The organism is Aurantimonas manganoxydans SI85-9A1, assembly GCF_000153465.1.
Classification (GTDB): domain Bacteria; phylum Pseudomonadota; class Alphaproteobacteria; order Rhizobiales; family Rhizobiaceae; genus Aurantimonas; species Aurantimonas manganoxydans.
In genome coordinates this window covers 4,172,104-4,197,326 of the sequence record NZ_CH672387.1, presented here as the reverse complement: position 1 = coordinate 4,197,326, position 25,223 = coordinate 4,172,104, and the positions used below count along the sequence as shown (strand labels likewise).

General features: G+C 68.2%; 20 protein-coding genes. 10 read left to right on the top strand and 10 right to left on the bottom strand.

All coding sequences use genetic code 11. The features are described from left to right. The first annotated feature begins 187 nt into the window (after window positions 1-187). From SI859A1_RS19630 to SI859A1_RS22220, 3 genes are all read left to right on the top strand, one after another. Window positions 188-1,093: a DMT family transporter gene (locus tag SI859A1_RS19630; protein ID WP_040326801.1), complete on the top strand. Its 906-nt coding sequence runs from the start codon at window positions 188-190 to the stop codon at window positions 1,091-1,093. A 452-nt stretch (window positions 1,094-1,545) separates the two neighbouring features. Continuing rightward, entirely contained in the window at window positions 1,546-2,028 is a 483-nt protein-coding gene (locus tag SI859A1_RS22225) for an IS110 family transposase (RefSeq protein WP_050767616.1), read from the top strand. Further along, window positions 2,001-2,486, top strand: coding sequence for a transposase (locus SI859A1_RS22220; protein ID WP_244401096.1), 486 nt, complete (start codon window positions 2,001-2,003; stop codon window positions 2,484-2,486). The genes SI859A1_RS22225 and SI859A1_RS22220 overlap by 28 nt, the downstream gene beginning before the upstream one ends. A gap of 177 nt (window positions 2,487-2,663) precedes the next feature. Here SI859A1_RS22220 and SI859A1_RS19620 read toward each other — a convergent pair whose 3' ends face one another. After that, a complete protein-coding gene (locus SI859A1_RS19620; protein ID WP_009211402.1) occupies window positions 2,664-3,242 on the bottom strand; it encodes a peroxidase-related enzyme in 579 nt (192 codons plus the stop codon). Window positions 3,243-3,355: 113 nt separating this feature from the next. Between SI859A1_RS19620 and SI859A1_RS19615 the strand changes: the two genes are divergently transcribed. Next, window positions 3,356-8,260: an NAD-glutamate dehydrogenase gene (locus SI859A1_RS19615; RefSeq protein ID WP_009211401.1), complete on the top strand. Its 4,905-nt coding sequence runs from the start codon at window positions 3,356-3,358 to the stop codon at window positions 8,258-8,260. A 90-nt stretch (window positions 8,261-8,350) separates the two neighbouring features. Here SI859A1_RS19615 and SI859A1_RS22340 read toward each other — a convergent pair whose 3' ends face one another. Then, window positions 8,351-8,479: a hypothetical protein gene (locus SI859A1_RS22340; protein ID WP_276324904.1), complete on the bottom strand. Its 129-nt coding sequence runs from the start codon at window positions 8,477-8,479 to the stop codon at window positions 8,351-8,353. A 109-nt stretch (window positions 8,480-8,588) separates the two neighbouring features. On the opposite strand from SI859A1_RS22340, the gene SI859A1_RS19610 reads away from it, so the two are divergent. Then, window positions 8,589-9,470 (top strand): MOSC domain-containing protein, encoded by an 882-nt coding sequence (locus tag SI859A1_RS19610; RefSeq protein WP_040326067.1) that lies wholly within the window; start codon window positions 8,589-8,591, stop codon window positions 9,468-9,470. Beyond that, complete coding sequence (locus SI859A1_RS19605) at window positions 9,467-10,921, top strand: MFS transporter (RefSeq protein WP_009211399.1); 1,455 nt, start codon at window positions 9,467-9,469, stop codon at window positions 10,919-10,921. The genes SI859A1_RS19610 and SI859A1_RS19605 overlap by 4 nt, the downstream gene beginning before the upstream one ends. 16 nt (window positions 10,922-10,937) lie before the next feature. Here SI859A1_RS19605 and purH read toward each other — a convergent pair whose 3' ends face one another. From purH to htpX, 5 genes are all read right to left on the bottom strand, one after another. Further along, the gene (gene purH, locus SI859A1_RS19600) at window positions 10,938-12,554 is read right to left on the bottom strand and encodes a bifunctional phosphoribosylaminoimidazolecarboxamide formyltransferase/IMP cyclohydrolase (protein WP_040326066.1); all 1,617 of its coding nucleotides are present in this window, start codon (window positions 12,552-12,554) and stop codon (window positions 10,938-10,940) included. A 90-nt stretch (window positions 12,555-12,644) separates the two neighbouring features. Next, window positions 12,645-12,830 carry a hypothetical protein gene (locus tag SI859A1_RS19595; RefSeq protein WP_148233902.1) on the bottom strand — a complete coding sequence of 62 codons (186 nt, stop codon included), beginning with the start codon at window positions 12,828-12,830 and terminating at the stop codon, window positions 12,645-12,647. Window positions 12,831-12,947: 117 nt separating this feature from the next. Then, window positions 12,948-14,621, bottom strand: a complete 1,674-nt coding sequence (locus SI859A1_RS19590) for a heparinase II/III family protein (RefSeq protein WP_148233901.1) — start codon at window positions 14,619-14,621, stop codon at window positions 12,948-12,950. Between the two features lie 202 nt (window positions 14,622-14,823). Beyond that, window positions 14,824-16,242 carry an RsmB/NOP family class I SAM-dependent RNA methyltransferase gene (locus SI859A1_RS19585; protein WP_009211396.1) on the bottom strand — a complete coding sequence of 473 codons (1,419 nt, stop codon included), beginning with the start codon at window positions 16,240-16,242 and terminating at the stop codon, window positions 14,824-14,826. A 77-nt stretch (window positions 16,243-16,319) separates the two neighbouring features. Continuing rightward, window positions 16,320-17,288, bottom strand: coding sequence for a zinc metalloprotease HtpX (htpX, locus tag SI859A1_RS19580; RefSeq protein WP_040326064.1), 969 nt, complete (start codon window positions 17,286-17,288; stop codon window positions 16,320-16,322). A gap of 223 nt (window positions 17,289-17,511) precedes the next feature. Between htpX and SI859A1_RS19575 the strand changes: the two genes are divergently transcribed. From SI859A1_RS19575 to SI859A1_RS20545, 4 genes are all read left to right on the top strand, one after another. After that, window positions 17,512-17,745, top strand: a complete 234-nt coding sequence (locus SI859A1_RS19575; protein WP_040326063.1) for a DUF1674 domain-containing protein — start codon at window positions 17,512-17,514, stop codon at window positions 17,743-17,745. A gap of 226 nt (window positions 17,746-17,971) precedes the next feature. Further along, on the top strand, window positions 17,972-18,490 hold the full coding sequence (locus SI859A1_RS19570) for a thermonuclease family protein (protein ID WP_244401092.1): 519 nt from the start codon (window positions 17,972-17,974) through the stop codon (window positions 18,488-18,490). Between the two features lie 140 nt (window positions 18,491-18,630). Next, window positions 18,631-19,911: a class I SAM-dependent methyltransferase gene (locus SI859A1_RS19565; protein WP_009211393.1), complete on the top strand. Its 1,281-nt coding sequence runs from the start codon at window positions 18,631-18,633 to the stop codon at window positions 19,909-19,911. A gap of 448 nt (window positions 19,912-20,359) precedes the next feature. Continuing rightward, the gene (locus SI859A1_RS20545) at window positions 20,360-21,271 is read left to right on the top strand and encodes a PRC-barrel domain-containing protein (RefSeq protein WP_009211392.1); all 912 of its coding nucleotides are present in this window, start codon (window positions 20,360-20,362) and stop codon (window positions 21,269-21,271) included. A 523-nt stretch (window positions 21,272-21,794) separates the two neighbouring features. Here SI859A1_RS20545 and acs read toward each other — a convergent pair. From acs to SI859A1_RS19545, 3 genes are all read right to left on the bottom strand, one after another. Next, a complete protein-coding gene (gene acs, locus SI859A1_RS19555; protein WP_009211391.1) occupies window positions 21,795-23,744 on the bottom strand; it encodes an acetate--CoA ligase in 1,950 nt (649 codons plus the stop codon). A gap of 126 nt (window positions 23,745-23,870) precedes the next feature. Further along, a complete protein-coding gene (locus tag SI859A1_RS19550; RefSeq protein WP_040326062.1) occupies window positions 23,871-24,266 on the bottom strand; it encodes a DUF1761 domain-containing protein in 396 nt (131 codons plus the stop codon). Between the two features lie 138 nt (window positions 24,267-24,404). Beyond that, complete coding sequence (locus tag SI859A1_RS19545; RefSeq protein ID WP_009211390.1) at window positions 24,405-25,079, bottom strand: YggS family pyridoxal phosphate-dependent enzyme; 675 nt, start codon at window positions 25,077-25,079, stop codon at window positions 24,405-24,407. Window positions 25,080-25,223: the final 144 nt, after the last annotated feature.

The window sequence follows — 25,223 nt, the reverse complement described above, 5'->3', positions numbered from 1 at the left end:
GGCGTCATCCTCGGGCTTGACCCGAGGACCCATGCCAAACCGCAGCCACCTCCACCAACCACGACGGACACCCACCCAACCGTCGCCCCCGGAAATCGGGTGGGCGCCCGCAACCACGCCCAGCTAACGTCCCCTCCCAGCCGAGGAGCAGACCGTGAGCGCCATTCCGACACCCGCCAATCGCAGCATGACGTCGGCCGAATGGGCGATGCTGCTGGCGCTGTCCGTCCTCTGGGGCGGATCCTTCTTCTTCACCGGCATTGCGGTGCGCGAACTGCCGCCCTTCACCATCGTGGTCCTGCGCGTCGGGCTGGCGGCGGCGATTCTGTGGGCGGTGATGCGGGCGCTCGGCCATGCCATGACGCGCGACCGGCGGATCTGGGCCGCTTTCGTCGGCATGGGCTTCCTCAACAACCTCGTGCCCTTCAGCCTGATCGTCTGGGGTCAGACGCAGATCGGCTCGGGCCTCGCCTCGATCCTCAACGCGACGACGCCGCTGTTCGGGGTGGTGGTCGCCCATGTCCTGACGCGCGACGAGAAGATGACCGGCCACCGGCTGGCCGGTGTGGTGCTCGGCTTTGCCGGAGTCGTGGTGATGCTCGGGCCCGCTGCCCTCCGCACCGTCGGCAGCGACATCGCCGCCCAGCTTGCCTGCCTCGCCGCGGCCTTCTCCTATGCCCTGGCCGGCGTCTTCGGACGCCGCTTCCGGCGCATGGGCGTGGCGCCCATGGCGACCGCCACCGGCCAGGTGACCGCCTCGACCGCGATGCTCGTCCCCCTCGCCCTTCTGGTCGACCGCCCCTGGACCCTCGTCATGCCGGGCCCCGCAACCTGGGGCGCCATCCTCGGCATCGCCGCCCTGTCCACCGCGCTGGCCTATGTCCTGTATTTCCGCATCCTGGCGACGGCCGGCGCCACCAACATCCTGCTCGTGACGTTCCTCGTCCCGGTCAGCGCCATCATCCTCGGTTCGCTCATCCTCGGCGAAGTCTTGGAACTGCAGCATCTCGCCGGCATGGCCCTCATCGGCACCGGCCTCGCGGCCATCGACGGACGGCTCGCCCGGATGGCGAAACGCCGGTTCGCGGCGTAGCCGCGGCGGGCGGGGCAGTGGTGCCGGGGGTGGGTGGCGGCGAGTGCCGGCTGTCCCCGCCGGGCGCCACCCGACACGCGGTCCGCTGTGCGGGCTCTGCAGCGGAGAGGATATCGGCGCGGTCGAGGCATGGGTCCTCGGGTCAAGCCCAAGGATGACGCCGTCATTGGGTTGGCGCAGCTCCGCGTCCCTCGCCGTGTCGAGCGTGATCGGTCCGAACGCAGGCGTTGCTTTGTTCTCCGGGAAACGCGCCAACCCCACCGCGCGTCATCCTTGTCTGTTGACGGCCTCTTGCAATTGGAGAGGCTGATCGGCGGGCAGCGCACCGTGTCATCCTTGGTCGTTGGAGACCGTGCCCGAGCAAGGTTCGCCGCCCGCCTTTCGTCATCCACCCCGAACAGTTGCCGGGGCCGGCGTGACAGCGCCGAGCCCGCAGGACAAGGATGGGACCTATGATGATAGACCGGACCGTGCTGGGTATCGATATCTCTGGAGCGCATCTCGACGTCTTTGCTCATCCCGAAGGACGGGCCAGACGCCTGACCAACGATGCCGACGGCATCGCTGCCGTGACGGCCTTGGCGGCAAGGCGGCAGGCTTTCGTCGTGATCGAGGCCACCGCGCCGTTCGACCAGCCGCTGATCCGTGCCCTGGAGGCGGCGGGCCTGGTGTTCCACCGGGCCAATCCCCGCCGCGCCCGCGACTTCGCCCGGTCGGCCGGCCTTCTGGCCAAGACCGATGCGGTCGATGCCCGCATGCTGGCCCTTTACGGCACGGCTCTGGCGCTGCGGCCGACGGAGAAGGTGGCGCCCGCGCGGCTGGCGCTGCAGGGCTTGGTCAGCCGCCGCGACCAGCTCGTCGCAATGCGCAAGGCCGAGCGGGTGCGGTTGCGGACCATGAGCGAGCCGTGCATCGCCGAAGTCACCTCGCGGTGATCGCCCTCCTCGACGCGCAGATCCGCACCATCGAGCGCCGCATCGAGGCGACGGTCGCGGCCGATGCCGCTTTGGCCCGCCAGCGCCGCGTGCTGCGCGCAGCTCCCGGCATCGGACCGGTCGCCGCTTCGGTGCTGCTGGCCAGCCTGCCCGAACTCGGCCGCGTCAGCCGCCGGGCGATCGCCGCCCTGGCGGGGCTTGCCCCCATTGCCCGGGACTCCGGCCTGCTGCGCGGCAGACGCTGCGTCCAGGGTGGCCGCAAGCGCGTGCGCGACGCCCTCTACATGGCGGCGCTCGCCGCCGTGCGAACAACGCCGTGGAAGGCCCTCTTCGCCACCATGACGACCGCCGGCAAACCAGCAAAGCTCAGCCTGATCGCCATCGCCCGCAAGCTCCTCGTCACGCTCAACGTGGCAATCCGAACCGGAGAATATCAGCCGCGCCCAGCCCCCCCTTGACGCATACTCACACAGTTGCTTGGGCTTGACCCGAGGACCCATGCCAAACCGCAGCCACTTCACAAACGGTCGCGGCTCGAGCCATCAATTCCGCAGCCCAGCCTGCTGCCACCGCGTGAGCCTTGCCGCCCGGCGCCATCGCGCCTCACGAACGCCAGCGCCCCCATCACCGCCGCGCTACCGCGCCATGGCGTGATAGTCGTCGTTGGGTCGCATGTCGGTGGCCGAGGCGACGCGGTTGCTCATGGCGAAGAAGGCGGCGACCGCGGCGATGTCGAAGATGCCCCGGTTCGTATAGCCAGCGTCGCGCAGCGCCTGCCGGTCCGTCTCGACGATCGTGTCCGGGCGCTCGGTCAGCTGGACGACGAAATCCAGCATCGCGGCGCGCTGGTCGTCGAGCCCGGCGGCCCGCCAGTTCTGGGCGATCGCCTCGCCGAAGCCGGGATCGCCGGAGAGCTGGCGTACGGCGGCGCCATGGGCTGTCAGGCAGTAATGGCAGTGATTGATCGAGGAGACGACGACGGCGATGATCTCGCGGTCGAGCTTCGACAGTTCGCTCTCCCCCAGCATCAGATCGTTGTAGAAGGTGGAGAACGCCTCCAGCTTGCGCTCGTCGAAGGCGTAGGCGAGGAGGACGTTCGGCACGAGACCGAGCTTTTCCTGGCACTTGGCGAAGAACGCCCGGGTGCGTTCCGACAGGGGCTCGGCCATCGCCAGGCCGAGTGCTGTCACGGGCCTGTCCTGTTGCTGCGTCATGCTTCCTCCCACGTTCCAGCGACCCGCGGGACACCACTTGCCCTCGAAGGTCGTGGCGGGATTCCTATGATAGGGTGTCGGACACGACAAGCAGTCGCATCGGAGGGCACCCCATGGACCATCCCGCAACGAGCAAGACGGAGATCCTGTCGGCGATCGAGGCGGCCATCGGGGAGGATGGCGCCGAAGCCACCCTCGCCCCGCTGCTCTTTGCCCGCCCGCCGGCCGAGGATCTGGCGGAGTTCACGCCCGAGGCACTGGCGATGGCGGCTCGCGCCGGCTTCGAGGTGCTGTGCGATCAACGCCGGGGCGCGCATCTCGTGCGCATCGAGCAGCCGGACGGCTTCGTCCTGCGCGACGGGCGCAAGCTGGAATTGATCACCGTCGTCAGCGACGACATGCCGTTCCTGTTCGATTCGGTGACCGCCGAGATCGCCGATTCCGCCGTCGGCATCCGCTACATCTCCCATCCGATCCTCGACGTGCTGCGCGGCGCGGCCGGCGAGGTCACCAGCTTTTCCGCCTCCCATCCCCGCGACATGGTGCAGGGCACGGCCGACCGGACCAGCCTGATCCAGTTCGCCGTCGATCCCCTGGGGGATGGCGACGCGAACACGGCGCTCAAGACCCGGCTCGAGGCGATCCTCGGTCAGGTCGCCAACGCCAACGCCGATTTCGATGCCATGCGCAACCGCGCCAGCGAATCCGTCGAGGCGCTGCGCCGCCAGGCCTCGCGCCTCGGCGACGCGGATCTGAAGACCACCTTCGAGGAAGCCGCCCGGCTGCTCGAATGGCTGCGCGACGACAATTTCATCTTCCTCGGCTGCCGCGAATACGACTATCTGCCCGGCAGCGAGGGCGAGGCGCTGGAACGGCGCGAGGATGCCGGGCTCGGCATCCTGGCCGATCCCGACGTGCGCATTCTCGGCCGGCCCGGCCGCCGCATGACGACGACGCCGGAGATCCGCGCCTTCCTGGAAGCGCCGACCCCGCTGATCGTCACCAAGGCCAATGCCCGGTCGCTGGTCCATCGCCGCGCCTATATGGACTATGTCGGGGTCAAGCAGTTCGACGCCGACGGCAATTTCATCGGCGAACTGCGCATCGTCGGCCTGTTCACCTCCAGCGCCTACACCCGCTCGATCCTGACCATCCCCTATCTGCGGCTGAAGGCGGAGACGGTGATCAGCCGCTCCGGCCTGCGCCCCGGCTCGCACTCGGCCAAGGCGCTGCTCAACGCGCTGGAATCCTATTCCCGCGACGAGGTCTTCCAGATCGACGTGGCGCTGCTGGAGCGCTACGCCTCGACCATCGTGGAGCTGGGCGAACGGCCGCGGGTGAAGATCCTGTCGCGCGTCGACCGCTTCCACCGCTTCGTCTCGATCCTCGTCTTCGTGCCGCGCGAACGCTACGATTCTCGCCTGCGCGAGCGGATCGGCCTGATGCTCGCCGAAGCCTATGACGGCCACGTGTCCGCCTATTACCCGGCCTTCCCGGAAGGGCCGCTCGCACGCGTTCACTTCATCATCGGCCGCACCGGCGGCACCACGCCCGACGTCGACACGGCGCAGCTGGAAGCGCGCGTCGTCGAGATGGCCAAGAACTGGGAGGACGAGTTCACCGCCGCCCTGTCTTCGGCCGGCCATGCCGGCGAATACGGCCGCCTCGCGCCGGGTCTGCCGGAGAGCTATCGCGATGTGGTCTCGCCGGCGGAAGCCGTCGGCGATGCCGGCATCGTCATGGGCCTGGCTAAGGACCATGCCGTCCGCGTGACCTTTCATCGCCGAAAAGCCGATCCAGCCGATCTCTTGCGGCTGAAGATCTATCATCTGGGCCCGGCCGTGGCTCTGTCGACCCGCGTGCCGATCCTTGAGAACATGGGCTTTTCGGCCGTGTCGGAACGCACGTTCCGGATCGTGCGGCCCGACGGAGAGACGGTCCACATCCACGACATGGATCTGCAGCGCAGCCGCGGCGGAGACATCGTGCTCGCCGACGAAGGCGCCGCGCTGGAGGCGACATTTGCCTGCGTCTGGGCTGGCCGCATCGAGAACGACGGCTTCAACGCGCTGGTGCTGGAGGCCGGACTGGACCTGCGACAGGCCAACGTGCTGCGCGCCTATTCGCGTTATCTGCGCCAGACGGGTCTCGCCTATTCTCCGGATTATCTCGGCGCCGCCCTGATGCGCCAGCCGGAGATCGCCCACCTCTTGTGGGATCTCTTCGCGGCGAGCTTCGATCCTGGGCGCACGGCCCCGGCCGAACCCGACACGGCATCGGAGGACGGCGACACCGAGCCGGATGCGCGGCAGGCCCGCCGGGCCAGGACGCGGGGTGCCGGCGAGATCCATGCGGCGATCTGCGAAGCGCTGGAAGACGTTGATTCCATCGACGACGATCGCATCGTGCGGCGCTTCATGGGCGCCATTCTCGCCACGCTGCGGACCAATTACTACGCCGTCGACGGCATCTCCGCCGAGCCGGTCTCCGAACCCGGGGCGGTTGCCCCCGCACTCGCTTTCAAGTTCGAATCCGCGGCCGTCGAGGGCCTGCCGGCACCGGTGCCCTATCGCGAGATCTTCGTCTTCGACGCCCGGGTCGAGGGCGTGCATTTGCGCTTCGGCCCGGTCGCGCGCGGCGGCCTGCGCTGGTCGGATCGGGCTCAGGACTACCGCACCGAAGTGCTGGGTCTGGTCAAGGCGCAGCAGGTCAAGAACGCCGTGATCGTGCCGGTCGGCGCCAAGGGCGGCTTCTACCCCAAGCGCCTGCCCGACCCCTCCGATCGCGACGCCTGGTTCGCTGCCGGCCGGTCGGCCTATGTCGTCTTCATCGCGTCGCTTCTGTCGATCACCGACAACATCGTCGGCGAGGACGTGGTCACGCCGCCCGATGTGTCCCGCTATGACGGTGACGATCCCTATTTCGTCGTCGCCGCCGACAAGGGCACGGCGACCTTCTCCGACACCGCCAACGCCATCGCCCAGTCGAACGAGTTCTGGCTCGACGACGCCTTCGCCAGCGGCGGCTCGGCAGGCTACGACCACAAGGCCATGGGCATCACCGCGCGCGGTGCCTGGGAGGCGGTCAAGCGCCACTTCCGCGAGATGGACCGCGACATCCAGTCCGAGCCCTTCACCGTGGTCGGCTGCGGCGACATGTCGGGCGACGTCTTCGGCAATGGCATGCTCCTGTCGAAGACGACGCGGCTGATCGCAGCTTTCGACCACCGCGACATCTTCATCGATCCCGATCCGGACCCGGCGAGCTCCTTTGCCGAGCGCCAGCGGCTGTTCGAAACCCCGCGCTCGTCCTGGAACGACTACGACCGCGCGACGATCTCGGACGGCGGCGGGGTGTTCTCGCGGCGTGACAAGATGGTGCATCTGTCGCAGGAGGCGGCCGACGCGATCGGCTGGGACAAGCGGTCGGGCACCCCTGCCGAGATCATCAGCGCGATCCTCAAGGCGCCGGCCGACCTGCTCTGGTTCGGCGGCATCGGCACCTATGTGCGCGCCGGCGCGGAATCCAACGCCGATGTCGGCGACCGCGCCAACGATGCGGTGCGCGTCGCCGCCGCCGACCTCAGGGCGAAGGTCGTCGGCGAGGGCGCCAATCTCGGCGTTACCCAGCGCGGCCGCATCGAGTTCGCTGCGGGCGGCGGACGGATCAATTCCGACGCCATCGACAATTCCGCCGGCGTGAACACCTCCGACGTCGAGGTGAACATCAAGATCGCCCTGAAGAGCGCGATGGAATCCGGCCGCCTGACCCGCGAGGAGCGCAACGCGCTGCTGGCCGACATGACCGACGAGGTCGCCGAGCTGGTGCTTGCCAACAATTACGAGCAGACGCTGGCGCTGTCGCTGGAAGAGCGAAGCGGCGCGTCGTCGCTGGCCCTGCAGGCCCGCTTCATGAGCGTTCTGGAGGATGCCGGCGAGCTCGACCGGGCGGTGGAAACCTTGCCGTCGGAAGCTGCCATCGCCGATCTGCGCGCCACCGGCCGCGGCCTTACCCGGCCCGAGATCGCGGTGCTGATCGCCTATGCCAAGATCACCCTGTTCGATCAGCTCGTCGCCAGCGACCTGCCGGACGACCCCTATCTGGAAGACCGGCTGAACGACTACTTCCCCGTGCCGATGCAGCGGGACTTCGCGCGGGACATCGAAGGCCACCGCCTCGGCCGGGAAATCATCTCGACGGTGCTGGCAAACGAGGTGGTCAACCGCACCGGTCCGACCTTCGTCACGGTGCTGCGTGAATCCTCCGGCGCTTCGCCGGCCCAGATCGTGCAGGCCTTCATCGCGGCGCGCGACGGCCTCGACGTGCGCTCGCTCTACGAGCGGGTGGACGCGCTGGACGGCACCCTGCATGGCGAGACCCAGAACGCGCTCTATGCGGAGATTGGCCGGTTCCTGACCCGCACGACCCGCTGGTATGTCCAGAACGAAACCTTCGACGGCGGCCTGACGGGCGCGGTGGTCGCCAGCCGCGACGCTCTGGACAAGCTCAAGCCGCAGCTGGTCGAGCTGGCCACCGAGGCCGGTCGGGCCGAAGCCCACTCACGGGCGGAAGGGTTCGTCGAGAAGGGTGTGCCGGACGACGTCGCCAAGGCGATCGCCCTGCTGCCGCTCCTGTCGCTGGTGCCGGACATCGCGTCTGTCTCACGTGAAACATCGACGGGACTCGAAGCGACGATCGGCTGCTATTTCGGGATTACCCGGCAGTTCGAGATCGGCCGGCTCGAAGCCGCGCTGTTCGCGTTGCAGACGGACGATTACTACGAGACGCTGGCGCTCGAGCGGGCGGGCAGCCAGATCGCCGGGGCGCGGCGCAAGCTGACGGCGGCAGCGCTGCGGAACTTCGGCACGGAGGAAGACCCGGCCGTCGCCTGGGCGGAAAGCCGCCGCACGGCGGTCGACCGGATCGGGGGGCAGATCGGCGCCCTCGCCGGATCGGGCGGCACCTCGGTCGCGCGGCTGACGGTCGCCGCGGGCCTGTTGTCGGATCTGGCCGGCTAGGCGCCGCGTAGAAGGGAAAGAGAATGCCGCGCGATGGCGGCTGTGGCCGGCCAGCAAGGCTGGCCGGCGCAGGAGGGACCGAGCCGGGGCTCAGCCCTTCTTGGCGTCGGGCCGGGCCGAGGCGAACTTGCCGGGCACCGTGACGGGAGCCGCCGCCTTGGCCTTGTCCGCCTTCGGTTTGCGGGTTTCCTTGTTGCTGCGCATCTGACCCTTGGCCATGATCGTATCCTTTGTAGAATCCTGATTGATCCGCTGACAGAATAGCACGTGGGGAAAGCCGTGGGAGATGACATCTTTTGGATGTCGCACCCGTCGCATAGGGGGAGTGATGGAACTCGGATCCATCCATATCCACCCGGTGAAAGCCGGGCGGTCGATTGAACGCGGCGAAAACGTATTGGAGGTGTGGGGCCTCGAAGGCGACCGCCGCTGGATGCTGGTCGACGAGGCGGGCCGGTTCCTGTCCCAGCGCGAGCATCCGCCCCTGGCGCTGCTCGATGCCCAGCCCGATATCGACGGGCTGATCCTGTCCTACGAGGAGATCGGCGAGCGCTTCGTTCCGGTGCCGGAGGGCGACGACCGGCTGACCGTCACCGTCTGGCGCGACACGATCGATGCCGCCCTTGCCGACGACGCCACCAATTCGGCGCTGTCGCAATGGCTGCAGCGGCCGGTCCGGCTTGTCCATCTCGACCGGACAGATGCCCGCCATATCGATCCGGCCTGGGCGCCGGAGAGCACCGACGGTGTTCCGCCCGTCGCCTTTGCCGATGGCTTCCCGCTGCTGATCGCCAATCCGGCCTCCCTGCGCGCCCTCAACGGCGACATCGTCCGGCAAGACGGCGACGCCGTGCCGATGAGCCGTTTCCGGCCAAACCTCGTCATCGACGGCGCCGAGGCCTGGGCCGAGGACGACTGGGCCACCATCCGCGTCGGCGATGCGGTGATCGATCTCGTCAAACCCTGCGCCCGCTGCATCGTCACGACCGTGGACCAGGCGACCGGCATGATCTCTGGTACCCAGCCGATGGACGCCATGCGCCGCATCCGGTTCTCGGCGACGCCGCGCGTGCCCGGCGTGCTGTTCGGCTGGAACGCGGTGCCGCGCGGTCCGGCCGTGATCCGCCGCGGCGATCCGGTGGAAGTGCTGGCCCGCCGTGGCGGCGCACCCGTCGTGCGCGACGGATCGGGCCGCGGCGCCGACCAATGACCGAACTCGCACCCACCATCGCCGGCCTGCCCTACCGGGTCCCACTGCGCCAGCGCGCCGTCTGGGGCTGGATGACCTTCGACTTCGCCGCCCAGCCCTTCTTCACCGTCGTCATCACCTTCGTCTTCGGACCCTATTTCGTCTCCCAGCTCGCCTCCGATCCGGCCACCGGCCAGGCCTGGTGGAGCGGTGCGGTGACCCTCGTCGGCATCTGCGTGGCGATCCTGTCGCCCTTTCTCGGCTCGATCGCCGACCGCGCCGGGCCCCGCAAGCCGTGGATCGCCAGCTTCGCCGTCGTGAAGATCATCGCGCTGCTGCTCTTGTGGTTCGCCGCGCCCGGCACGCCGCTGATCTTCGCTGCCGCGCTCATCGTCTTCGCCATGGTGGCGGCGGAATTCTCCATCGTCTTCAACGACGCCATGATCCCCCGTCTCGTCCATCGCGACTCCATCGGGCGGGTATCGAACCTTGCCTGGGGTCTCGGCTATGTCGGCGGGATCGTCTTCCTGTTCGTCACCCTCGCCTTCCTAGCAGGCTCGCCGGAGACGGGCCTGACGCTGCTCGGTCTCGAGCCCTGGTTCGGCCTAGACCCGGCTGAGGGCGAAGGTGCACGGGCGACCGGCCCGCTCTCGGCCCTCTGGTACCTGGTCTTCGTCCTGCCGATGTTCCTGCTGACGCCCGACCGCAAGAAGGCCGAGCCGATCCGCGTCGCCGCACGGGATGGCCTGAAGGATCTGAAGGCGACCTATCGCGAGATCCGGGTGCGCGGCACGCTGTTCCGCTTTCTGATCGCGCGGATGATCTACCAGGACGGCGTGAATGCGCTGCTGGTCCTGGGCGGCGCCTTCGCCGCCGGCATGTTCGGCTGGTCGATCACCGAGAGCGGCCTGTTCGGCGTCATTCTCAACGTCACCGCCATTCTCGGCTGCGTCGGCGCCAGCGTCCTCGACGCACGGCTGGGTTCCAAGGCGGTCATCGTCGCCTCGATCCTCTGCCTGATGACGGCGACGATCGGGATCATCTCGACGGCTCCCGGTTCCACCCTGTTCGGGCTTTTGACCTTCGCGCCGTCCGAGGCGACGGGGCTCTTCGCCACGCCGGCGGAGAAGAGTTACATCGTCTTCGGCCTGCTGATCGGGCTGGCCTTCGGGCCGGTCCAGGCCTCGTCGCGCTCGTGGCTGGCGCAATCGGTCACCGCCGACGAGGCCGGCCGCTATTTCGGCTTCTACGCCCTGACCGGCCGGGCGACGTCCTTCCTCGGCACGGCGGCCGTCGCGGCCTTCACCGCCGTCGCCGCGGGGCTGACGGACCCGGCGACCGCGTCGCGCATCGGCATGTCGGCGCTGATCCTGTTCTTCGTCGTCGGCCTGGCGATTCTTCTGGGAACGCCGGGCCCCCGCGCGGTTGGCAAGGGCCAGGATGCCGGCGGGAAACGCCAGCCGGCCGCATAGGCCGGCCAGCAAGTGCCTAGTGCCGGAAGTGGCGCATGCCGGTCATCACCATGGCGATGTCGTTGTCGTCGGCGGCCTTGATGACCTCGTCGTCGCGCATCGAACCGCCCGGCTGGATGACCGCGCTGGCACCCGCCGCAACCGCCGACAGCAGCCCGTCGGCGAAGGGGAAGAAGGCGTCGGACGCAACCACCGCACCGCGCGTCAGCGGCTCGGCATGCCCGGCAGCGGCCGCGGCATCCTCGGCCTTGCGCGCCGCGATGCGGGCCGAATCCACCCGGCTCATCTGGCCGGCGCCGACGCCGACCGTGGCGAGGTCACGGGCATAGACGATGGCGTTGGACTTGACGTGCTTTGCCACCCGGAAGGCGAATTTCAGGTCGGCCAGCTCGGTCTCGCTGGGCGCGCGACGGGTGACCACCTTCAGGTCGAGATCGTCGACGACGCCCGCATCGCGGGACTGGACGAGCAGGCCGCCGGCGACCGACTTGACCGTACGCCCCGCGGCGCGGGGATCGGGCAGGCCCCCGGTCAGGAGCAGGCGGAGGTTCTTCTTGCCGGCGACGATCGCGATGGCGTCCTCGTCGGCCTCCGGCGCGATGATCACTTCGGTGAAGACCTGCACGATCGCCTCGGCCGCCGCCCGGTCGAGCTTGCGGTTCAAGGCGACGATGCCGCCGAAGGCCGAAACTGGATCGCAGGCCAGCGCCTTCTGATAGGCGTCGAGAAGGTCGGAGCCCTCAGCCACCCCGCAGGGATTGGCGTGCTTGATGATGGCGACCGCGGCGGTGCGGGCCGGATCGAACTCGCCGACCAGCTCGAAGGCCGCGTCGGTGTCATTGATGTTGTTGTAGGACAGCGCCTTGCCCTGCAGCTGGCGCGCCGTGGCGACGCCGGCGCGGCTCTCGCCGGTCCGGTAGAAGCCGGCGCTCTGATGCGGGTTCTCGCCGTAGCGCAGCGCTTCCGACAGCGTGCCCGACACACTGACGCGCTGGGGCATTGCATCACACACTACGCCGGCAAACCATGTCGACACCGCCGCATCATAGGCCGCGGTGCGGGCATAGGCCGCCGCCGCCAGCCGCTGGCGCAGGGCGAAGTCGGTCTCGCCATTTCCGGATTTCAGCGCCTCGAGCACCGTGCCGTATTCGGCCGGATCGACCACCACGGTGACATAGCCATGGTTCTTGGCCCCGGCGCGGATCATCGCCGGCCCGCCGATGTCGATGTTCTCGACGATCGTCGCGGTGTCGGCGCCGCCGGCCAGCGTCTCCTCGAAGGGGTAGAGGTTGGAGACCAGCATATCGATCCCGGCGATGCCGTGGGTCTCCATGGCCTTGGCATGCTCGGCATCGTCGCGAATGCCCAGCAGCCCGCCATGGACACCGGGATGCAGCGTCTTCACGCGGCCGTCCATGATCTCTGGAAAGCCGGTCAGCTCGGAAACGTCGCGCACGGCAAGGCCGGCCTCGCTCAGCGCCCTATAGGTACCGCCGGTGGAGACCAGCTCGACGTCGAGTGCCGCCAGTTCACGGGCGAAATCGACGAGACCGGTCTTGTCGAAGACCGACAGCAGCGCGCGGCGAACCCGCACGCGATCGGGGGCCTGCGTGGCATTGGCTTTGAGAGACATCGGCTTTTCCTGCGTGGCACGGATGGGAGGGGTCCGCCCCTGATAGTCAGCCGCGCCGCTTCCCACAATGGTGGTCGGCGGTCCGGGCCGCTATCGCTGCGGCGCAGGCGTCGCCGCGGTGCCTGGATTGACCATGTCGTCGGGGGCGTCGCGGGCCGCGGCCGAGCGCGCCTCCAGATCGTCCAGCGTGTTCGGCAGGACGCCGACGGCGCGGTTCATGCCGCCGCAACCGGCAAGAAGCGCAAGGCAGAGCGAGAGAAGTGCGATCCGGGTCATGGATCGGCAGATGGGGAGCGGACCGGCGCAATCCAGCCCCGTCATGCGCGGCATGACGGCCTGCCCGGGCAACCACTCATCCAATCCTCAGCGCGAAAGGCGCTGCGCCCGTTCCCGTCAGGCCTCGCGTTCGAAGCACCAGGCGATGCCGGCCGGATCGTAGGCGTCGAAGGGCACGGCCAGTTGCAGCGTACGCCGCGCGCCGCCGGCATCGGCGAAGAAGATCGAATCCTCGATCTCGACCCGGGCATCGGCCCGGAACAGCCAGCGCTGCCCGCGCACCGCCAGCCTGACGCCGTCGCCGATCACCTCGACGCTCACCGAAGGATGCAGGTGGAAGCGTGCCGTCGCCTTGCCGGCGTCGCTGCCGGTGCGGACCGTGGCGCTGCGCTGGAAGCTGTCATGACCGTCCACCGTCCAGCCATCCTCGGCCAGGCTCACCTGCCGGCGATGCAGCAGGCCGGACTGGCGCTCATAGCCGTTGTGGGTGGCCTCGAAACCGCGCACCGGATCGCCGAGTTCGCTCGACAGGACCTCCGTCGGCCCCGGCACCAGCGGCGTGCCGAGAAACCGGTCGAGGCTTTCGGACCGGGCGAAATGCGACGACGAGCGATCGTCGAGCGTCACCGTCGAATGGGCGGCGGTCGAGCGCGACAGGCGGCGCCATTCGGCGTCGGCGGTCAGCGGTCGGCCGCAATTGACCACGATGCGGTTCGCCTCGCAGGAGAGCTCGAAGCCGAGCGTGCCGGCATGGGCGTTGCGCGAGACCAGCGCCGGCGGCGGGCAGCCGGTATCGGCGACGATGACGCTCGAGCCGGCGGCCAGCCGGTGGTAGCCGGACTGCCTGGCATGGGTGATCGGCTCGCCCAGCGTCTCGTCATAGCGCAGGAGCACCGTCATCAGATGGATGTCGGAGGCGCCCGAACCGTTGAACAACGCCAGTGAACCGTCGGAATGGCGGAAGAAGCGCACCGCCGGCAGCATCCGGTCGATCGCCGAATACAGCCCCCGGGGCAGCGCCTGGCCCTGGCGCAGATAGGTCTGTCGCAGTGGGATCAGATCGGCAAGGATTGCCACCGGCGCGCCCGGATCGCGCGAGATGTGGCCGCCATCGGGAAACACCTGGCGGTCGAGTTCCTCGGCCAGATGCCGCGCCGCGATCTTGATGCGGCCGCTGGCGGCCGGCAGGCAGAGCGAGACGAAGGCGAGCGCCGTGCGCACCTGCAGGCGGGGCGTGCCCTCGGGCGCTTCCTGGGCGACGGAGCGCAGATAGCGGGCCTGCGACGACAGGCTGCGCAGGAAGCGCTTGTGGAAGCCGGCATCGGCATCGGCCAGCAGCATGTCGGCATGGCTGAGCCAGGCGATCATCCGGCGCGCGGCCACTGCGGGCTCGAAGGCGGGATCGGCCAGCGTGCCGCCCTTCTGGCGGATCCAGTCGTCGACGAGGGTGCGGGCGTTCTGCACGGCCAGGGCGTCACCGGCCTCGGCGTGGTGGCGCAGCCAGTCGAAGCCGTGGAGTTCGGCGGCATAGGCTTCCGACGGCAGCGGCGCCTGGAAGATCGAGGTGCGGCCGGGCTCGAGCAATTGTCCGGCAAAGAAGAAACGGCCGGCATAGATCGCCTCGGCGATCATCGGGTCGCCATGGCGCAGCGAGGGCGGCACGACCAGAAGCTTGCCGGCGCGGCCACCGGCGAAACGCCAGCGATGCAGCGGACCGGTCCGCAGCCGCCGCCGCGCCCGGCGCCACACTTCACGTAGCGTCAGGACAGCGAGGAGCGGTTGACCTGCCAAGCTCGTCGTCACTCCCGGACCCCACTGCGGGCAACGCGCCCGTTCGACTGGTTGATATCCTTCGCCGAACCCGTCTCCGACCCCATTGGGGCAGGATCAGCGGGTCAGCGCAACAGCCATCACTTTCTCCGAATGTGGTAAAAACTTCGCTAAGACTTGCGGCGAAAGCGGGACCGCGCCCTTTTGGCCGGGCGCGGCCCGCTCAGATCCGCTTCAGCCGCGCGGCGTAGAAGCCGTCGAGCCCGCCGGTCGCGGGCGCGTCCGCGGCACCGCCCATCATGTCCGGCGTGGTGCGCAGATCGCCTTCCGGGGTGAGCGCGAACTCCATGCCCGGCAACTCGCCCGGCTGCACCGGATCGCGGACGATGTCCGAACGATCGGTGAGAAGGGCCGCGACGATCGCCTCGCCCTCGGCCGGGTCCAGCGAGCAATTGGAGAAGACCAGCCGGCCGCCCGGCGCCAGGAGCCGGACCGCCTCGCCGAGCAGGCGCGCCTGCACGCCGGCCAGCTTGGCGATTTCCTCCGCGTCCTTGGTGTAGGGCACGTCCGGATGCCGGCGGATCGTGCCGGTGGACGAGCACGGCGCGTCGAGGAGAATGGCGTCGAAGGGTTCGGCCGGTTCGAAGGCGGCGATGTCGCCCACCACGGTCTCGGCCTCCAGCGACAGCCGCGCCAGATTCGCCTTCAGCCGCTTCATCCGGTTGGCGTTGATGTCGAGGGCGGTCACCGCGCCGCCGGCGGCGATCAGCTGCGCCGTCTTGCCGCCCGGCGCGGCGCAGAGATCGGCGACACGCTTGCCCGTCAGATCGCCGAACAATTGCGCCGGCAGCGCCGCAGCGGCGTCCTGCACCCACCATTCGCCCTCGGCAAAGCCCTCGAGCGCCGTCACCGGTCCGTCGAAGCTGCCGAGCCGCACGGTGCCGTTCGGCAACGCGACGCCGCCCAGCTTCCCGGCCCAGCCCGCGGGGTCGCGCTTGACGGTGAGGTCGAGCGGGGCCGGCGTCAGATGCGCCCGCGCGATCGCCTCGGTCCGCTCGGGCCCGTAGGCCGCCACCATGCGCGCGGCCAGCCAGTCCGGCATGTTCTCCGTCGCCGTGGCGACCTCGCGCAAGGCGTCCTTCTCCCGCGACAGGCGGCGCAGCACGGCATTGATCATGCCGGCGAAGCGACGGCTGCGCGAATCCACGTTTGCCGCCGCGACGGCAAGGTCGACAGCGGCCGAATCCGGCACGTCGAGGAACAGGATCTGTGTCGCGCCGACATGCAGGATGTGCTTCAGCGCCGCTGCATTGGGCGGCAGGGGCCGGTCGAGACAGGCGTCGAGGGCGCGGCTGATGGTGCCGCGGAACCGGAGTGCCGAGAGGATGATCGCCTTGACCAGCCCCTGGTCGCGGCCTTCCAGCGCGCGGAAGCCGGGATGCCCGCCGGCCGCATCGAGAAGGCCGTCCGCCGAGGTGCGGGCATCGACGATCGCCGACAGGAGCTTGGTTGCCACCAGCCGGGCGCCGAGGCCGGGGCGATCGTTCGCTGCATAGCCATCGGGCACGAAGCCGTCGGCGCCGTCGGAAATCCGCGGGCCATTGCCCACGCCGTCATCGCGGCGGGGCGCCTTGCCCGGCAAGGGCCGCTTGCGCGGCGCCGAGCGGGAGGCATCGAAATTGCCGCCGCGGCGGGACTTGCGGCCGTCCGATCCAGCGCTCAACCCCACGGTCCCCGCTTGCGGCCGCCGCCGGAGGGGCGGTCGCCCCTGCCCCACGGGCCCGAACGGGTCCGGTCGATCCCGGCCTGCGGCGTGGCTGCAACGAAGCCGCCGTCGCCACCGCCCATCTCCAGCGCCATCTGTTTCAGTGCCGCGATCCGGTTGGCGGTGTCCGGATGGGTGGAGAAGAGATTGTCCATGCGCTGGCCTGACAGGGGATTGATGATGAACATGTGGGCCGTCGCCGGATTGCGCTCGGCGTCCTGGTTCACCGTACGCCCGGCTGCGCCGGCGATCTTGCCGAGCGCCGAAGCGAGCCAGCCCGGATTACCACAGATTTCGGCGCCCCGCCGGTCGGCGGCATATTCGCGCGTCCGGCTGATCGCCATCTGCACGATCATCGCGGCCAGCGGCGCAACGATGATCGCCGCGATCACGCCGATGAAGCCGAGGGGATTGTTGTTGTCGCGGTTGCCGCCGAAGAAGAAGGCGAAATTGCCCAGCATCGAGATCGCACCGGCCAGCGTCGCGGTGATCGTCATGATCAGCGTGTCGCGGTTCTGCACATGGGCGAGCTCATGCGCCATCACGGCGGCGACCTCTTCCGGCGTCAGGCGCTCCAGCAGCCCGGTCGTCGCGGCCACCGCCGCATTCTCGGGATTGCGCCCGGTAGCGAAGGCGTTCGGCTGGGCGTTGTTGATAACATAGACCTTCGGCATCGGCAGGCCGGCCCGTCCGGCCAGACCTTCCACGATGCGGTAGTATTCCGGCGCGCTGCGCGCGTCGACCTCCTGCGCATGGTGCATCTTCAGCACCATCTTGTCGGAGTTCCAGTAGGAAAACAGGTTCATGCCGGCCGCGAAGACGAAGGCGATCATCATGCCGGCGCGGCCGCCGATCATGAAACCGAGCCCCATGAAGAGGGCGGTCATGAAGGCGATGAGCATCGCCGTCTTGATCATGTTCATCGCAGGTTCCATCACCAAGAAGTCTGCGCGGTTCACCCGCGCCAATCGCCCGGGAAAATGGGGATTGCGGAGTTCCGCTTCAATATTGGCGGGAAACCATCGCGACCGTAGCGGCCCTAGCAGTCTGCGACACCGGCAAGGGTTTCAAGCCTTCGTCCCTGCCCTTATCTGATGGCGACGAACCGCAACATGGCACCGACCGCAGCAAGAGGGCAGACGAGCGATGAGCGACACCGAGGCAAGGGATCCGGCACCGGCAGCGCCCGGCGATAACGCGCCGGCCGAGCGCGAGCTGCCGGCCGCCGCCCGCCGTGCCCTCGCCGAAGCCGAGGAACGCCGCCGTCAGGCGAACGTGGAGGCGGCGGCATCCCAGGCCAGGGAGATCAACGGACCCAAGGGGCCCGAGCCGGTCCGCTATGGCGACTGGGAGAAGAACGGCCTGATCTCGGACTTCTGAAGCGCATTTTCGCTGTAGCCCGCCGTTCTATCTTCGCCTGCGGCACGCAATGGCTTCCCGCGATGATTGTGGGGCCATCGTCCTAGTCATCCGCACCCTGAGCCTGCGCCGATCTTCCGCTGCGTCAGGAATTCGCGGTATGACAGGCTCCTCCGGGTCGCCGCTTGATCTCTCACCTGCATAGGAATATTGTCCGGGGACCGTCTCCGATTCGTTGGCCGTTGTCGTGACGCATTCCCGCCGATCCATCTGCAGTTGTATCTTCGCGCTCTTGCTCGCCATCCCGGCCGGCATCGTGCTCGCGGATGACGGCGACTATCCCCGGGCGATCGCCGGTCCGGTCGAAGCGCGCGTCCTGAAGGTCCGCGACGGCGACACGGTCGAGGTCGAAGCCTTCGTCTGGCCGATGCAGGCGGTTCAGGTCGCGGTGCGACTGAAGGGGATCGACGCACCGGAGAAACGCGGACGTTGCGAGGCCGAAAAGGCTGCCGCCGAAATCGCGAAAGACCGCCTGGTCGCCCTGATCGGATCGGGCGATGTCACCCTCACCGGCATTTCCGGCGACAAATATTTCGGGCGCGTGTTGGCGACGCTGTCAGTGCCCGGCCAGCCCGATCTCGGCCGCGTCCTGCTGCGCGAGGGCCTTGTGGTCCGCTACGAAGGGGGCAAGCGCCGCGACTGGTGCGACGGCACCCTCCCCGCCGATCTGAGCGCCGTGGATGCCGGTGGCCGGCGAAAGGGCTGACCGCGCACAGATGCCGATTGCGGCATCTTCCAATGCCCCTTGCCCATCGAAGACCTCGCGTCCGATACTCCCGAACCAGACACCCGGCAACAACGTGCCGTACAGCCGACGATACCGTTTCACGTGAAACAGGATGCTCCATGACAGCCGGGGAAGCACGACTCGAGGCCATCGTCCGTCAGGCCATCGCCGCGTTCCAGCCAAGGATTGCCGTGCGGCTGTGGACGGGCGAACGCATCGGCCCGGCCGATGGTCCGGTCCTGGCACTGAACGATCCGGCGGCGATTGCCCGGCTGGCTCTCAGCCCGCGGATCGTGACGGCAGTGGAACTGTGGATGTCCAAGGCGATCGATGTCGAGGACGGCACGATCTTCGACGTGGCAACGGCGCGCTCCGACATCCGGACGCGGGACGCGATGAAGAAGATCGACCGGCTGGCGATCGCGACCGCTCTGCCCGCGCTCTATACGCTGGCGCGGCGCGGCCGGAAGGCGGCGCGGTCAGCACCGCAGAGCGGCACGGGCGCCGGCGCCAGCGGCTCGTCCAAGGCCGCAATCCAGTTCCACTACGACATCTCGAACGATTTCTACCGCCTCTTCCTCGATGAGCGGATGCTGTATTCCTGCGCCTATTTCGATGGCTGGCACGACGACATCGACAAGGCGCAGCACGACAAGCTGGACATGATCTGCCGCAAGCTGCGCCTCAAGGAGGGCGAGCGCTTCCTCGACATCGGCTGCGGCTGGGGCGCATTGCTGATCCATGCGGCCGAGCATTACGGCGTCACCGGCCATGGCGTGACCCTGAGCCAGGCCCAGTACGACCTCGCCTGCGAACGGATCTCCGCCAAGGGGCTCGAGGACCGGGTGACGATCGAACTGAAGCCGTTCGAGGAGCTGGACGGGCGCTTCGACAAGATCGCCTCGATCGGCATGTTCGAGCATGTCGGCTGGGACAACCACGCGACCTACCTGACCGCGGTGCGCAAGCTGCTGCGCCCGAACGGTCTCTATCTCCACCATGCGATCACCCGGCCGGCCAAGACCAGCGACGCCAAATTTCGCAAGGGGACGCGGGAATATGCCGCGATCATCCGTTACATCTTCCCCGGCGCCGAACTCGACCATGTGGGCCATTCGTCCCAGCTTCTGGAGGCGCACCGCTTCGAGGTCCACGACGTGGAGAACTGGCGCGAGCACTATGGCCGCACCTGCCGCCTGTGGCACGACCGCCTGCTCGCCGCGATGCCGGAGGCGAGCCGCATCGCCGGCGAACCCCGTGCGCGGCTGTGGCTTTTGTATCTCGCTGGCGTATCCCTCGGCTTCCAGCGCGGCGGTCTTCTGATCTACCAGACACTGGCCTCCAGGCGGGCGAAAGGGCCGGCCGAGCTGCCTCCCACCCGTCGCGACCTCTACGACTAGGCCGGCCGCGGCAGCGCTTCGGTCCGCAAATCTTCGCCGTCCGGCCGAGCGGTCGCGCCTCCGCGGGGGTTTCCAAGGCTCCCGCCGGATCTCCGCGGCGCGGCACGACGCAGGGGTTTCGTGATGGGCGGCCTGGAACCAAGGCATAGACACGCCGGCCAAATCTCTTCGCCGCCGCCACATTCCTCTTCGCCGGCCCGAATGCTACTCCCCGATGCGTCCTTATGGTCCGTAAGGTTCAGGGATCAATGGGTTAGCTGCAAGCAGACGCCTAATGCCCACTTGCATGCGGTGCAGCAAACTCCCTGCGGTTACCGCCTGTAACAGCCCGTGAGCTTTTCGCCACAGAAAAGCCGCAAGTCTAAAAAGTGCGGTTATTTGCGTCTTTCGCGGAACCACCTGTCGGAGCCGGTCATTGTGCGGCTATCTGTAATCGGGAGTAAGCACCATGAAAAAGTCCTTCTATACCGCCCTTCTCGCCGGCGCCGTCATGCCCTTCGCAGCTTTCGCGCAGGACGCCCAGCCAGCGGCCCCGACGGACACCCCGCCGGCCGCCACCGACAGCGCCATGCCGTCGGACAGCTCCGACGCCGCGGCACCGAGCAGCACGATGGACCCGGCTGCTCCGACCGGCGACGCCTCGGCCCAGACCGACACCGCACCGTCGGCCACCGACGCGCCGACCGACACTGCCGAGAGCCCGGCCGGCACCACCACCACCGAAAAGCCTGCCGACATGGCCGCCGAACAGCCGGCTGAAAACGGCGACATGGCCTCCGCCAGCGCCGGTGCCGATGGCCCCTTCGTCACCGTCCCGCCGTCCGGCGCCTGGCGCGTGACCGATCTCGACGGCAAGGATGTCTATGATACGGCCGGCGAGAGCATCGGCTCGATCACCGATGTGCTGGTCTCCGAGGAAGGCGAGGTGATGGCCGTTCTGGTCGGCGTCGGCGGCTTCCTGGGCATCGGTGAAAAGGATGTCGCCGTGTCGATGAGCGCGCTGGAATTCGGCCCGGGCAAGACCGAGGGTCTGCCGACCGAAGAAGAGGCCAATGCCCAGGCGAGCGCCGCGGCGCCGGCCACGGGTGGCACCGGCATGGCGGCCGATCCGGCTGCCGGCGGCACGGGCGACGCCAACATGTCGACCGCCAGCACCGACGCCTCGGCCGAACCGGTGACCCCGGTCGTCGGCGAGGACAATCTGCCGGACCGTATCGTCCTCAATGTCTCGCGTGAGCAGCTCGAGCAGGCTCCGGCCTACAACGAGCCGGAAGAGGCCGATGACGGCAAGGCGGAAGCCGATGGTGGCGCTGCCGATGGCACGATGGCGCCGGCCGGCGACGCCCCGGCGGCCCAGTAATTCGCCAGGGATAAAGCTGTGCCGGGCCGTCCGGCATAACCGCAGATAGACAGAAGGCCCGCACCGATTGGTGCGGGCCTTTTGCGTTGCGACGTCGGGCTACACAGCCGGAATGGCGCTGCCTTCCCGCAACCGGGCATCAGACAATCAAAAGGCCGCTCCCTTTCGGAAGCGGCCCCGTGATGAACGTCAGCCGGCGGTCGTCGAAGACCGCATGACGGCATCCGCAATTCTCAGGCGAAGCGAAGAGGCTGCTCCGTCGAACCACCGAGAATCATAGACCCAACCGGCTTCAGATTATCACTCGACATTGGATCACCTCCTTCCATTTCGTTGAACACACAGGGAGTATGGGAACCCAACGCCTTGGGCGCAAGGGGTTTTTCGCCGCCGCCTCGCCGCGGTACGGTTCGCGCAAGCCTGAGGTCAGCCGACCGGGTCACCTCTCCGACGAAGTTCAGAAGATCCACCCCCTGAATCCGCCAGACTTGCCGGCCGGCATCGTTGCCAGCCGGCGGGGCAGTCAGCCCTTGCGGTTCTGGCGGTGCTCGACGAGGTCGTCGACGACGCCCGGATCGGCGAGGGTCGAGGTGTCGCCAAGGGCGCCGAAATCGTCCTCGGCGATCTTGCGCAGGATGCGGCGCATGATCTTGCCGGAGCGGGTCTTCGGCAGGCCCGGCGCGAACTGAATCTTGTCCGGCGAGGCGATCGGTCCGATCTCGTTGCGCACATGGGCAACGAGCTCCTTCTGCAGCGCCTCGGACGGCTCCTCGCCCTCCATCAGCGTGACATAGCAGTAGATGCCCTGCCCCTTGATGTCGTGCGGATAGCCGACGACCGCCGCTTCCGAGACCTTGGCATGGGAGACCAGCGCCGATTCCACCTCGGCCGTGCCCATGCGGTGGCCGGAGACGTTGATCACGTCGTCGACGCGGCCGGTGATCCACCAATAGCCGTCGGCGTCGCGCCGTGCCCCGTCGCCGGTGAAGTACTTGTTCGGATAGGTCGAGAAATAGGTCTGCTCGAACCGCTCGTGGTCACCATAGACCGTGCGCATCTGGCCCGGCCAGGAATCGGTGATGCACAGATTGCCGTCATTGGCGCCGTCCAGCACCGTGCCGACATTGTCGACGAGCTGGGGCTGGACGCCGAAGAACGGCCGCGTCGCCGAGCCGGGCTTCAGGTCCGTGGCGCCGGGTAGCGGGGTGATCAGGATGCCGCCCGTCTCGGTCTGCCACCAGGTGTCGACCACCGGCGAGCGCTCGTCGCCGACGACCCGGTAATACCAGCTCCAGACCTCCGGATTGATCGGTTCGCCGACCGTGCCCAGCACCTTCAGGCTGGCGCGCGAGGTCTTTGTGACCATCGCGTCGCCGGCCCCCATCAGCGAGCGGATTGCCGTCGGCGCGGTGTAGAAGATATTGACCTTGTGCTTGTCGATCACCTGCCAGAAGCGCGAGGCATCCGGGTAGTTGGGCACGCCCTCGAACATCAGCGTCGTCGCGCCGTTGGCGAGCGGCCCGTAGACGATGTAGCTGTGGCCGGTCACCCAGCCGACATCGGCCGTGCACCAGTAGACGTCGCCGTCATGGTAGTCGAAGACGTATTCGTGGGTCATCGAGGCGTAGACGAGATAGCCGCCCGACGTGTGCAGCACGCCCTTCGGCTTGCCGGTCGAACCCGACGTGTAGAGGATGAACAGCGGATCCTCGGCCTGCATCTCGGCTGGCGGGCAATCGGCGGACACCGCCTCGCGCGCCTCATGCCACCACACGTCGCGACCGTCCTGCCAGGCGACCTCGCCGCCGGTGCGCTGGATCACCAGCATGGTCTTGACCGTCTGGCCGGCCTTCTCGGCGATCTCGCAGGCCCGGTCGGCATTCTTCTTCAGCGGCACCTTGCGGCCGCCGCGCAGACCCTCGTCCGAGGTGATCAGCACGTCCGACTGCGCGCCTTCGATCCGGCCGCCCAACGCGTCCGGCGAGAACCCACCGAACACCACGGAGTGGATCGCGCCGATGCGGGCGCAGGCCAACATGGCGTAGGCCGCCTCGGGCACCATCGGCATGTAGATGGTCACCCGGTCGCCCTTCTGGACGCCGCGATCCTTCAGGACATTGGCCATGCGCGACACCTCCTCGTGGAGCTGCCGGTAGGTGATCGCCTTGGAATCGGCCGGGTCGTCCCCCTCCCAGAGGATGGCCGTCTGGTCGCCGCGGGTTTCCAGATGCCGGTCGATGCAGTTGGCGGCGACGTTGAGCGTGCCGTCCTCGAACCAGCGGAGGTCGATATTGCCGGGCGCGAAGGAGGTGTTCTTCACCCGCTCATAAGGCTTGATCCAGTCGAGGCGCTTGCCGTGCTCGCCCCAGAAGCCGTCCGGGTCCTCGACACTGCGGCGGTACCAGTCCTGGTACTGATCCTCCGTCAGCTTCGCCCGCGCCTTCCACTCATCCTTGACGTGGATCGTGCTCATGCCTTCGCCTCCCGTAATACTGCCGGAGCAGGTCCGGCATTTGGAGGCAATCTAGGGTGAAAGCGCCGGAAGGGTCCAGTTCGCCGCTGTCATACTTTCGCGGGACAAGGGCCCGCGGCGCACCGCCTAGCCGAACAGGCCGATGGTCACGCTCATGATGACCAGGACCCCGAGCCAGTGCCCGGCATTCAGATAGGTTAGCCGGCGCGGACGCGCTTCGTAGGAGTGATCCACGACCATCGCGGTCAGAACGAAACCGGCCCAAGCCAGGATGCCGGTGATCAGGGCGTTGCCGACGGTGACCGGACCGATATGGCCGACCAGTCCCGCCAGGACGCCGGCCATCACCAGTTCGGCGATGAAGACGATCGCCAGCGGACCGGGTTTCAGCGCCGGCCGGCCCTCATAGCCGCTCGCCGTCATCCAGGATTTCTCGAGGGCACGGTGCCAGCCGAAACCGAAGGCAAATGCGAGGAGGGCGGCGATCAGCACGCCGAGCGGGCTGAAGTTGGAATATCCCATGGCGTGATCCTTCGCTGGCCTTGGCAATCCTGCCCGTAACGAGTGAAGCCGCCGGCGGTTTCATGCGGCGGCTACGACAACGCCGCTCGACGGTTTGCCTGGCGGACCCCAGCCGGCGAGGGCAGGGCGCCTGGAACCTCAGCCATAGTTGCGTGCGCCAAAGATCGCCGAGCCGACGCGCACGGAAGTGGCGCCGAAGCCGATGGCGATCTCGTAGTCGCCCGACATGCCCATCGACAGCTTTTCCACACCGGCCTCGGCCGCGATCTTCTCCAGCAGCGCGAAATGCGGACCCGGCTTTTCCTCGGCCGGCGGAATGCACATCAGCCCCTCGATCCTCAGGCCATGCTCGCTGCGGCAGCGCTCGACGAAGGCCACTGCCTCCCTCGGCGCGATCCCGGCCTTCTGGTCTTCCTCGCCGGTGTTGACCTGCACATAGAGGCGGGGATGGCGGTCCTGCTTGGCCATCTCCTCGGCGAGTTCTTTCGCGATCTTTTCGCGGTCGACGCTCTCGATCACGTCGAACAGCGCCACCGCCTCGCCAGCCTTGTTCGACTGCAGCGGCCCGATCAGCCGCAATTCGACCTCGGGAAAGCGTTCACGCAACGCCGGCCATTTGGCCTTGGCTTCCTGCACCTTGTTCTCGCCGAAGATCCGCTGGCCGGCCTCCAGCACCGGCAGGATCGTGTCGGCGTCATGGGTCTTGGACACCGCCACGAGGGCCACCGCGTCGTCCGCGCGCCCCGCCTCCCGCGAGGCCTGCGCGACCGCCTGCCGCACCGTCTCCAGCCGCTCCAGCAGCGCTTCGTTCATGCCGTCTCCTTCCGGTGGGCCGTCAGCGCCGCACCTGCATCACTATCGCCGCAATCGGCGGAATTTCCGTCCGTCATGTTGAACGCAGGCGTGACAACAGAGTAAGTCAAGCCGCATCCCCCATTCGCCTGCCGGTCGAGATCC